We start from the raw sequence: 11,551 nt of genomic DNA, 5'->3' as shown, positions 1-11,551 counted from the left end.
CTGCATAGCAATGAAAAGATTTTGTTCTATCTTGTTCAGTTTAAGGAACAGGGGAGAAGCGGCCGGCAGACGCTGCAGTTGTGCCTTTTGAGGGAACAACCGGCAGAGGCAGCCGTTTACTTTGTCTAACACAAGAACAAAACTATGGCACACTATACAGAGCCCATGCTGCGGGAGGGCGCACTAACGGGCAAAACGATTATTATTACCGGCGGCGGAACCGGACTGGGGAAGTCTATGGGCATGTATTTCCTTCGGCTGGGGGCCAATCTGGTCATCACCAGCAGAAAGCTGGACGTGTTAGAGAAAACTGCGCAGGAAATGGCTTCCGCCACCGGCGGAAAGGTGTTGCCTGTTGCCTGTGACGTACGCAAACCCCTGGAAGTAGAGGCCATGCTGCAGGCCACGCTAGAGGAGTTTGGCGCGGTGCACGGGCTGCTCAACAATGCCGCCGGGAACTTCATTAGCCCCACAGAGCGCCTCAGCCCCAAAGCCTTTGACGTGATAGTAGATATTGTGCTCAAAGGGACCTACAACTGCACCCTGACCGTGGGCAAGCACTGGATTGAGCAGAAGCAGCCGGGCACTTTTCTGAACATTGTCACCACCTACGCCTGGACGGGGTCTGGGTATGTGGTTCCTTCGGCCACGGCCAAAGCGGGGGTGCTGGCCTTGACCAGATCCCTGGCCACCGAGTGGGCCAAATACGGCATCAGATCCAACGCCATCGCGCCGGGGCCTTTCCCCACCGAGGGAGCCTGGAGCCGTCTTTTCCCGGAAGATCTGTCTGAACAGCTGGACCCCCTGAAACGAATTCCGCTCAAACGGTTTGGCGACCATCAGGAGCTGGCCAACCTGGCCGCTTACCTGATTTCAGACTACTCGGCGTATGTGAACGGCGAAGTCATCACCATTGACGGCGGCGAGTGGCTCTACGGGGGCGGCGAATTCAATTACCTGGACCAGGTGCCTTCTGAGGCCTGGGATGCGATTGAGCAGCAGGTGCGGGGTAAAAAATAGGGAGCCTTAGATTTGGTTGTTTCCATTCTGAACAAGCAGATAGTAGGGGAGGCATTTGTTGTTCAGAAGCAATCCTTCCTTTCAGGGTGAAGCTAGGGATTTCCTGTTTTCGGCCTGTTTTCAGGAAAACAGGCCGAAAACAGGAAATCTTTTATGAACCTGGCAGGAGCCCGTTATTTAATAGAGGTTATACAGAAGAAGGAATTATAGCTACTCCAGTAGTTCCTTCCGAGCGTAGCCGAGGAAACAAACGTCTCCAACTTATACTTTAGACGCGGTTAAGAAAATGCTTCAGCTCTAGTTCTTCTCCTTTAAAACCTTATTCCATATAAGCTCTAATGAAAAGCGATATTAAAGCTGGCAAAGTCTGTTCTTGTTGCTTTCAGAAAGTAGACTGAAAATGCAAAGGATTGTGATTGCTTGCGCCCAAAGAAGAGCGTTGCGTGCAGCAGAATAGAAAAAATTGACTTGGTTCTTTGCAAAAAAAAATAGCCCGGAGCGTTTCCGGGCTATTTTTTTGAAAACAGGGTAAAACCAGCGGGTGGTTACTTTTTCTTTTTCGCGGCAGGCGCCGGGGCTTTTTTCGGCATAGCCGCTGGCGCGGAAGAGGAAGCACCCACCAGGGTCATCTCTTTCACCAGGTGACCGGCTCCGGCAAACTTGTCTACAATGAAGAGGAAGTAGCGGGCGTCCAGGCTGATGTTGCGCACGCGGTCCGGGTCATACATGATGTCTGACATGGTACCTTCCCAGTTGCGGTCAAAGTTGGTGCCTATCAGCTGGCCCTGGGCATTGATCACCGGGGAGCCGGAGTTACCGCCCGTGGTATGGTTGGAGGCGATAAACGCTACCGGCATGGTGCCGTTCACGCCATAAGGGCCGTAGTCTTTCTTCTGGTACAGCTCCTTCAGTTTAGCCGGCACGTAGTAATCTACTATGGTGGGGTCTTCTTTCTCAATGATTCCCTCCAGGGTGGTGTAATACTCATACTGCACCCCGTCTGCCGGCTTGTAACCGTCTACCTGGCCAAAAGAAACCCGCAGGGTGGAGTTGGCATCTGGGTAGAACTTGCGGTTCTGCTGCATTTCACGCAGGCCCTGCAGGTAAGTACGGTTGAGCAGGGTATTCTGGTCGGTCAGGCTGGTGTAGGTAGGCAGTACCTGGGAGCGGTAGGTGCCTACAAAGCTACTGATGAGCTGCACGGCAGGGTCAGCGGCCAGGCGCTTTAGAATCTCGGAGGGTTTCTGGCTCAGTACCTCCTGTACCTTTTCTGGGGTGCTCAAAGAGGTTTTGCCATACACCTCCTGGGTGAAGGCGTTCCAGTTGCCCTTGTAGTTCTGGGTCTGTGATTTAAACGCATCTGGTTGGAACGTTGGCGGCACATCCTGGGCGTACAGCTGCAGCAGCGCCTCAAACAGTTTCTGGTCTGTGGGCTGGTTATAGTTCTTGAAGAATCCAGGGGCGCCTGCTTTCAGTTTTCTGATCTGTTCCTGCACCTCGGCCTCCGGGGCGTTCTGCTGGATCATACCCGCCAGTTGGGAAAAGCCCTGGGCGTAGCTCAGGAGTTCAACCCCCAGTACCGCCTCATTGAAGTAATCGCGGGCCAGGGTGATGCCGTTAGCCAGCTGCGCGTAATTCTGCTCAAACTGCGGAAGCACCTGACCGTAGGTGTTCTTGCGGCTGGTCTCCTGGTTCACCCAGGCGGCGAACTGTTTCTCCAGCTCCTGCTTTTTGGTGACGGCATCCAGTTTGCGGAGGCCGCGCATCTCGCCAATCCATTTTTTGTGGGCGTTGCTCACGCTGGCGTACTTGGCGGCGTATTGGATCCTTACCCTTGGGTCTGCCTTCATGTCCTGGTCCAGGAGCCCCAGTTTCACGGTTCTGATCTTCACCTTGGCCGGGTCTGAAATCTCTACAATCTCACGCACCGCCTGTGACGGAAGGTATTCTGTGGTGCGGCCGGGAAACCCGAACACCATAGTAAAATCGCCTTCCTTGATCCCCGCCAGGGAAATGGGCAGGTGGTGCTTGGGCGTGTACGGCTTGTTTTTGGGCGAGTAGTCGGCGGGTTTGTTGTCTGGCCCGGCGTAGATCCGGAACAGGGAGAAGTCGCCGGTATGGCGGGGCCACATCCAGTTGTCGGTGTCGCCGCCAAACTTGCCTATGCTTTCGGGCGGAGCCCCCACCAGTCTGATGTCTTTGAAGGTTTCAGTAACGTACATGTAGTACTCATTGCCGTAGAAGAACGGCCTGATGATGGCGCCGTAGTGGGTGCCTGCGGTGGCCTGGGACTGTACCTTCTTGATGTTGGCCTGCACGCGCTGCTCCCGCTCGGCCTCTGGGAGGCCCGCAGGAACATCGCCCAGGATCTGTTTGGTGACGTCTTCCATGCGCACAATGAAGGTGGCGGTCAGGCCGGGGTTTGGTTTCTCCTGGTCCCGGTTCATGGCCCAGAAGCCGTTGGTGAGGTAGTCGTTCTCTACCGAGCTGTGCGACTGGATCTGGCCGTAGCCGCAGTGGTGGTTGGTGAGCAGCAGGCCCTGGTTAGAGATGATTTCACCGGTGCAGCCGCCGCCAAACTGGACAATGGCGTCTTTCAGGCTGGATTTGTTGATGCTGTAGATGTCTTCAGCCGACAGGCGCATGCCTTTTTTCTGCATGTCAGCCTCGTTGAGCTGCTTCAGGAGCATGGGCAGCCACATGCCCTCGTCTGGGCGGGCAAAGCCCTTGAGCGAACCCAGGAGCAGCAGCCCCCAAAGCAGGAGTTGTTTGCGGTTTATCATATAGGTGGTGTTTGTGTGGGCCAAAGGTACTAAATGTACCCCAACTGGTCTACTTCCCTTACCACGTAGGCGCTGCCGATAAATTGTGCCAGGGAGGTGTTTTGGCAGAATTAAAATGCAAACCACATGCAAAAGGCCTCTGTTTTTGGCCTGTTTTTAGAAAAACAGGCCAAAAACAGAGGCCTCAGGAGCAATAGCGGGGGCTGGCTAGGAGTGACCTACCGCCACCGCACCTTCTTCCCACACCTGGAATTTCTGCAGTTCCTCCTGAAAGGCATTGATGAACCAGGCCATGAGGCTCAGGTCATCGGCGAAGCCGATGATGGGGATAAAGTCTGGCACCAGATCCAGCGGCGTGGCCACGTATAAGATGACGGCAATACCCAGGAGCATAGACTTGGTTTCAACGTTCCGGTAGGTGCCGTTGTAGTAGGCTTTTACCAGCCGCATAAACCGCAGCATGGTGTCTTTGATCTGCTCAAAGCCGCTCTCAGTGCTGTTGGCGCTGGTGAGCTTCTCATAGGCAGTGGTGAGCAGCAGTCCCACTTTCACCGGTTTGCCCATAATGCCGGAAGCTTTGGACATAAGATATTTAAAGAAGGTATTCTTGGAAATGTTAAATCCTTTATCTTCTAGCGAGGCCATACGTCTATGTTTTAAGTGAATGATGCTAGGTATACGCAAGGCCACAATTCTGGATGTGCCTGTCCTACGCCGAAGGAGCAAAGGACATGCAGGTGGTGGGGTATATTCAAGCTGCTTAAGTTTGGCCCCTGAGAATCTAAGAGAGCCTGTAGTGGCTCAATTTCTGTTTTTGGCCTGTTTTCCGGAAAAGAGCCCAAAAACACTTTCCTGAGATTCGGACAATTTCCGCCTGTCTGTTTTTAGGAAATCAGCCCAGAAACCCATCTTGGACTTGGGTTGCTTGCGTTGTGCATAGGGCCAGGGTACGCGTTTTAGGTCAATGCCATTTTTGCGGTTTCTGCCCATTTAAGTGGTAATAGTTGGTCATTATTTGCTAAGGTTATTTCATTCTTTGGCTGGTTGATGTCTGCAACCCTTAAAGAGTAGTCCTCCAGGATTCCTGAAATATTTTATGCGTTGCTAGCTGGTTTCCTGCTTTTACAATATACCCTGTGCTTTACAGCCTTCAGGAGGAAGGCTTATTGAAAGTCTAGTTTGGGCTGCTTTATTTGGCATAATGAAATTGATTGTTTCAGAGCATAATCTTAAACCCTTATTTTTTAAGTTGATGTTGTGCGACTGTATTGGCACATCAAGACACGGGCGCTTTTGGTTGACCTAAGATTTTGCCTATCCACAAAAAGGCAAATGGCGCTATACCAGCATAACCTAGTATACCTATGTTTCTGATCTGCATATTGTTCAGTGGGACACCCATTAACCCCACAAGACTTAATATGCTACTAATCATCATTACTTTTTGAAGAAGTTTTTCTTCTCTGCTTGACTTGAACAAGAATGACGCAAGGAGGAATGAAAGAGCAAAAAACCAGTCCCATGCAAGAATATCTAAAGCATAGGCTACAGAAATCCATTTGAACGAAAAGAAAAAGCGAAAATCTGCATGTTGGGCAACCTGAGCTTGCTGGCTTCCGGTAAGCATAATAAAGTGAACACTGGAAGTAATTCCTGTCATTAAACACATAAACAAAAGTGCCGCAAGACTATATATTTTGTCAACAGGTGAGGCATACGCGTGAACGGCCACCATACTAATTGCCATTAGAGGTGCAACGAGTATCGTCAAAACTTCCATTATTGTGAAATAGGGATTTCCGATTGGTTCAGCCGGTGATTTAAGAGATAAAAATCCAAGAAGAGTTGTAGCAGCATAAACCATTCCAAGAATAAATACAGCTAGACAGGTAAACTGTCCTATCTTTTGATACTTGCTATAATAAAATGTCATGGTACAAATTGCTGTGAGTGGACAGTATTTAAAATTTAATTAACCATATGAAATGTGCAAGTAAGCGTTCATAAGGCAATGAATAATGATGAGGGCTAAATTTATTAATGGAGTTTCTTCTGAAAGGGAATGATGTACAACGGTAAGTTTATGATGCGTTCCGTACCGAAGGGAGGCTTTGCTCTAAATACCTTGTTAGAGATAGTTTTATGCTATTACTGATACCATTTCTAGTACCTTTTTTTCTTAATGTTTATCTCCCTTTGTTTTTACTTTATTCATAATTTCATGTGGCCGAATGCTTTTTGTAAATAAAATCCAGGAGAATTCAATAGGTATACAGACAACGGCTACAGGGGTTGATGTAGCTCCTAATTCAAGTTTCCATCTGTCTGTATTTTTAATTGAGGACCAAGTACCACCAGCTTCGGAAGCTACCCTTGTTTCAATAGCTGTACCTTTTTCAGCGGCTTTATCACGGAACGTATGTGGTAAAGCTTGAAAGAACGTATTAAAAACAGGATAAAATAACTCTCTAGACATGATCCCTTGTTTATTGACCGCTTCTCTAACCTGTTGCTGCTGATGCCAATATTCAGTACATTCTCGGGCTACGTGCATCCAATTATAACTAGTTGATTCTCCATCCCAGGCAACGGGAAATACCGCCTCATCCCAAGGATCCTATGAAACATACTATTCCGTTACCAAATCTCCTACGGATAAGAGTAATAAAATTAGTGTTTGCGGGCTCAGTCTTTTTGCTGCGCTAACCCAATCGCTATTTAGTTGATTTAGCCATCTAACCAAATTATTATATCCATTCATTTCTGGGTTTGTTCTCCGTAATATCCATCTCGTTGAAAAGAAAGTGCTCGAAGTTGTGTATCTAACATATGGCTTATTACATCTTTTACCGTCCATTGTGTAGCTATTGTTTGTCTATGCCAATCATCTTCATTTAATGATTTCAACAATTCAATTAGCTTGGTAGTAAAGGTTAGAAAAGACTTCTAGTATCAATTGGTAATTTATCTCAAACGTTTTGGGTATTGTCGAAGGTGGCAATTTATAGTACTAAAGTTCAATATAAGAACGGTTGTTTAAATTTGTAAAATGGTTCAATTAAAGTACTTTGGTACAACTATTGATATTGCTTTATTAGTGGTACTTTGCTGTTTTTTATTTGTTTTCTATTGTTAATAATTTTAAATTATTGATTGTATAAAATATTCTTAATTAAAATGATTTATTAAAATGTTGATTTTATTTTTTTAAGAAATGATTTGTCTATATCGAAAAAAATACATTTTCGAAAGTAATGCGCTATTTAGAAAGCCATTCAATAGCAGTTTTAATTACATTGTCGTTTTTGGTGTTTGATAAATCTGATACCGCTAGATCGGGAGTGATTTCTCCTTTGTAGCTTTTACCTGTTCTATCCATTACATATGTTCTTGCTAATAAAAGTTGGCCGCCATTAGACAATGGGAAATTATAATTTGCCGTTGTATATCCTGCCGATTTTTGTCCAAAGGATTTTACATTAGGTAATCTCAAAAAGGAAACAACAGTCATTTCTCCACTGCTCCCAGTTTTACCGTCAAATAAAATCGCAATTTTTACTTTTTTGTTTTTAATTTTGTACGTGTTTACAGGCTTCTGTTTTCCATTAATTTTTCCATTTTCGTTCAGCCAAGGTATTTTTAATTTTCCTTGCACGAAGTAACCCGCCGTTCCGTCCTCAACTAAGGCATTTAAACCTGCTATCATCGGCCACATATTGCCACCTCCATTGTGACGCAAATCGACAATCCAGCCAGTAACTGTATTCTCGGTATCAATTTTTTCAATTATAGAGCGTATTGTATTGGCAAACTGAATGTCTTTATTTTCATCGAATGTCATCAAACCCGGTACTTTAATTCAACCAATACCTTTAGCCAAATATTCACCTTGCGGGTGTTCAACTACAGCTGTGCTGCTAATTTCACTAATTTTTTTTGAAGAAATGAAAAAAGAATGTTTATCTCCAACTTCTCTTAGTTTTTTTGTGTAAAAATCATAAATCATTTGTTCATTACTAAAGTCATCTTTTGTAAAAGAAAGTGACTTACTTTCTGTTTTGATATCTTTCCAGTTTAAAACATTATTAAAAAGTGAATATTTCTTAATGATCTTAAAAATTTCTCTTTTCAAAGCGATAGCTTTCTTGTTAGGTTGTCGTTGTTGAGCCTGAATTTTAAACGCAACCAGTATTGCTATTGTAATAATTATAAATTGTTTCATTCTGTTTTTATTGTTTCGACATTTATCTACTATGAAAAAAAACTTATCAAACGTAATGTGTTTTTATCACTAATTTTAAGTGTTTGCCACATCTTTTTTTAATTATTTTTTTGAACTGTCAAAATGCTAACGTCTTTGATGTTTTTTGAAATCGTGAATTGTAGCCCCTATTTGTGCCAATTTATTCGGAAAGTTTTTCCCTATTCCTGATGTTGAATCGATAACTTTTGTTTTTTTATTTAAAATTTGTCTGTCGCAAATTTGTGAGCATTGCACTGCTATGACTGTTAACGTACTTGGCTAAACGGCGGCGGAGGCCGTCGGCCGAGGCTGGCGTTTAGCTGTTCCTGTTTCTGGGCTGATTTTGTGAAAACAGCTCCAAAACGCAGCCTACTTCAGTGCCTCATATAATACCTCAATGGGATGCTTGGCATTTTTACCGGTGCCGTCATGAATTTGGTGGCGGCAGCTGGTGCCGGGGGCGGCAATGATCACCTCCTCTCCGGCGGCTCTTACGCTGGGGAAGAGCACCAGTTCGCCAATGGCCATGGAGACGTCAAAGTGTTCTGCCTCGTAGCCAAAAGAACCCGCCATGCCACAGCAGCCTGAGGGGATCACTTCTACCTTATAGTTCTTTGGCAGGGTGAGCATCTGCTGCGTGTAGAGTACGCTGCTGAGGGCCTTCTGGTGGCAGTGTCCGTGCAGTTTAACCTGCCGCTCCTCGTCTTTGAACAGGCTGGGGTCAATGTTCTTGTTCAGGAGCTCCCGGGCAATGAATTCGTCAAACTGCAGGCAGTGGATAGAAAGCGATTTGGCGTCCTCCAGTTGGTCTGCGTCTACCAGATCCAGGTATTCATCCCGAAAGGTGAGAATACAGGATGGTTCAATGCCAATGAGAGGGGTCTCGGCGCTGATGAGCTTGTGCAGCAGGGCCACGTTCCGTTGGGCCAGCTTCTTGGCTTCCCGCACAAAACCCTTGGAGAGGTAGGTGCGGCCGCTTTCCTCATGCTCCGGAATGACCACCTCGTAGCCCAACCTTTCCAGCAGCAGCACGGCTTTCTGGCCAATAGGCGTGTCATTGTAATTGGTAAACTCGTCGCAGAAGAGGTACACCTTCTTTTTGAAGGAACTGGACTTTTCCGCCCGTTCTCTTTGGTGCTTCTTAAACCAGCTTTTGAGAGTGGTGGCATGCAGCAGTGGCAGTGACCGCTTCGGCGCGAAGCCCACACTTTTCTTGAAGAGGTGGGCGGTAAGCTTATTTTTGAACAGCAGGTTGTACGCCCCCGGCAGGAGGGAGGCCAGCTTATTGGCGTTGTTGAAGTTGGCGATCAACCGCGTGCGGAACGGTATGCCATTGGCATCATAGTAATGCTGCTGGAACTCGGCCTTCAGCTTGGCCACGTCTACGTTAGAGGGGCACTCAGATTTGCAGCCTTTGCAGGAGATGCAGAGATCCATGGCCTCTTTGATTTCATGGTGGTCAAAGCGGTTGGCCTTGGTCGAACGGGTCAGGAACTCTCTAACGGCATTGGCGCGGGCGCGGGTGGTGTCACGTTCATGGCGGGTCACCATGTAGCTGGGGCACATGGTGCCGCCGGTGAGGTGGGTTTTGCGGCAGTCGCCGGAGCCGTTGCAGAGTTCGGCGGCCCGCAACACCCCACCCGCCTGATGAAACTTGAAGACCGTGTCAAACTCCGGCGTCTCCTGGCCCGGCTCATAGCGCAGGGAGGAATTCATAGAGGGCGTATTCACAATCTTACCGGGGTTGAACAGGTTGCCGGGGTCCCAGACACGTTTCACCTCCTCCACCAGCCGGTAGTTTTCCTCGCCTATCATGAACGGGATGAACTCGCCGCGCAGGCGGCCGTCGCCGTGCTCGCCGCTCAGGGAGCCGCGGTATTTTTTCACCAGGTGCGCAATCTCAGTGGCAATATCCCTGAAGAGCTTGTTGCCTTCTTCGGTCTTCAGGTTGATGATGGGCCGCAGGTGCAGTTCGCCGCTGCCGGCGTGGGCGTAGTGTACGCAATACAGGTTGTATTGCTCCAGCGTGAGGTTGAACTCCCTGATAAACTCCGGCAGGTCCTCCACATCAACCGCCGTGTCTTCAATCACCGCCACCGGTTTGGCATCACCGGGAATGTTAGACAGCAGGCCCAGACCCGCTTTGCGGAGGTTCCAGACCTTCTTGGTATCTGGGCCCAAGACCAGCGGAAAATGGTAACCCAGCTGGTTTTTCTGTAAATCCTGCACCAGCGCCTGTGCCCGCTCCTGAATAGCGGCCTGGGTGTGGTCAGTGAGTTCCACCACCAGAATGGCCCCGGGGTCGCCCTGCACAAAGAAGCGGTTCTGGCTCTGCTCAATGTTGGTTTTGGTGCACTCCAGCACGTAGTGGTCCATGAGCTCACTGGCGCTGGGGTTGTGCCGCAGCGCCACCAGGTTGGCGCGCAGAGACTCGTCTACTGTTTCACAGTGCACGCAGAGCAAGCCAATCTCTTTGGGCGGAAGCGGGTTCACGTGCAGTTTTATCTCCGTTAAAAACGCCAGCGTGCCCTCAGAGCCGGCAATGAGTTTGCAGAAGTTGAACGGCTCTTTGCCCGCCGTAAAGGGCTCAGTCTCCAGCAGCAGGTCAATGGCATACCCCGTGTTGCGGCGCTGGATGCTGGGCTTGGGGAACTCCGCCCGTATGTTTTCCTGCGTGGGGCCGTGGCTCAGCATGGCTTTGGTGGCCTGGTAAATGCGCGTCTCCAGGTCGCCGCTGGTATTCTCGCCGCGGCACTTGGCCTCAAACTCGGTTAGGGTCAGGGCCCCAAACTCGGCCTCGGTGCCGTCGCTTAATATGGCCTTCACGCTCAAGAGATGTTCCCGCGCGCTGCCGTAGACAATGGAGTTGGAGCCGCAGGAGTTGTTGCCCACCATGCCGCCTATCATGGCGCGGTTGGCGGTAGAGGTTTCGGGCCCAAAGTACAGGCCGTGCGGCCGAAGGAACAGGTTCAGCTCATCCCGTATGACACCGGGCTGCACCCGTACCCAGCTTTCTGCCGGGTTTACCTCCAGAATCTGGGTAAAGGTTCTGCTCACATCTACCACAATGCCGCTGCCCACCACCTGACCGGCCAGAGAGGTGCCCGCCGTGCGCGGTATCAGGGAGGTTCCTTCTGCACGGGCAAACCATATCAGCTTTTTGATATCAGAGGCATTCTTGGGGAACGCGACGGCTAACGGTTTTTCGCGGTACGCTGAGGCGTCTGTGGCATACAGCGTGCGCATGGTGTTGTCAAAGTGGAATTCGCCCTCCAGCTGGCTGGCAATGTGCTTTAGTTTCTCAGGATTCATGTGGTCTGGAACGGCCCCTTCTTCCCGGCCAGGAGGAGGGGAGGAAAGTGGTAATATGGTAACTCAAACTTGAGCACCCAATGTAAGGGCTACGGCGGGAAAGTCAAAGGGAATCTTACGCCGAATTACACTTTCCGGCACGGTTGCCCAGGGGCTGTTTTCGGCCTGTTTTCTGAAAAACAGGCCGAAAACA

At 48.9% G+C, this 11,551-nt stretch carries 9 protein-coding genes; 1 reads left to right on the top strand and 8 read right to left on the bottom strand.

The window, feature by feature from the left end:
* The first annotated feature begins 144 nt into the window (after nt 1-144).
* A complete protein-coding gene (locus FHS90_RS12725) occupies nt 145-1,020 on the top strand; it encodes an SDR family oxidoreductase (protein ID WP_066836103.1) in 876 nt (291 codons plus the stop codon).
* A gap of 545 nt (nt 1,021-1,565) precedes the next feature.
* Here FHS90_RS12725 and FHS90_RS12720 read toward each other — a convergent pair.
* The 8 genes from FHS90_RS12720 to FHS90_RS12685 form a co-directional block, all read right to left on the bottom strand.
* The gene (locus FHS90_RS12720; RefSeq protein ID WP_182513330.1) at nt 1,566-3,803 is read right to left on the bottom strand and encodes a S46 family peptidase; all 2,238 of its coding nucleotides are present in this window, start codon (nt 3,801-3,803) and stop codon (nt 1,566-1,568) included.
* A gap of 207 nt (nt 3,804-4,010) precedes the next feature.
* Entirely contained in the window at nt 4,011-4,448 is a 438-nt protein-coding gene (locus FHS90_RS12715) for a YkvA family protein (protein WP_182513329.1), read from the bottom strand.
* A gap of 631 nt (nt 4,449-5,079) precedes the next feature.
* Nucleotides 5,080-5,736 carry a hypothetical protein gene (locus FHS90_RS12710; RefSeq protein WP_182513328.1) on the bottom strand — a complete coding sequence of 219 codons (657 nt, stop codon included), beginning with the start codon at nt 5,734-5,736 and terminating at the stop codon, nt 5,080-5,082.
* 246 nt (nt 5,737-5,982) lie between these two features.
* Nucleotides 5,983-6,279: a hypothetical protein gene (locus tag FHS90_RS12705; RefSeq protein ID WP_182513327.1), complete on the bottom strand. Its 297-nt coding sequence runs from the start codon at nt 6,277-6,279 to the stop codon at nt 5,983-5,985.
* A gap of 281 nt (nt 6,280-6,560) precedes the next feature.
* Nucleotides 6,561-6,719, bottom strand: coding sequence for a maleylpyruvate isomerase N-terminal domain-containing protein (locus FHS90_RS22870; RefSeq protein ID WP_377047851.1), 159 nt, complete (start codon nt 6,717-6,719; stop codon nt 6,561-6,563).
* A gap of 343 nt (nt 6,720-7,062) precedes the next feature.
* Nucleotides 7,063-7,644 (bottom strand): S41 family peptidase, encoded by a 582-nt coding sequence (locus tag FHS90_RS12695; RefSeq protein ID WP_246387009.1) that lies wholly within the window; start codon nt 7,642-7,644, stop codon nt 7,063-7,065.
* 18 nt (nt 7,645-7,662) lie between these two features.
* The gene (locus FHS90_RS12690; protein ID WP_182513325.1) at nt 7,663-8,025 is read right to left on the bottom strand and encodes a hypothetical protein; all 363 of its coding nucleotides are present in this window, start codon (nt 8,023-8,025) and stop codon (nt 7,663-7,665) included.
* 390 nt (nt 8,026-8,415) lie between these two features.
* Entirely contained in the window at nt 8,416-11,358 is a 2,943-nt protein-coding gene (locus tag FHS90_RS12685; RefSeq protein ID WP_182513324.1) for an FAD-binding and (Fe-S)-binding domain-containing protein, read from the bottom strand.
* Between the last annotated feature and the right edge of the window lie 193 nt (nt 11,359-11,551).

Origin of the sequence: Rufibacter ruber, assembly GCF_014138425.1 — a bacterium.
In the GTDB taxonomy this organism is placed as follows: domain Bacteria; phylum Bacteroidota; class Bacteroidia; order Cytophagales; family Hymenobacteraceae; genus Nibribacter; species Nibribacter ruber_C.
This window is presented reverse-complemented; position numbering and strand designations above follow the sequence as displayed.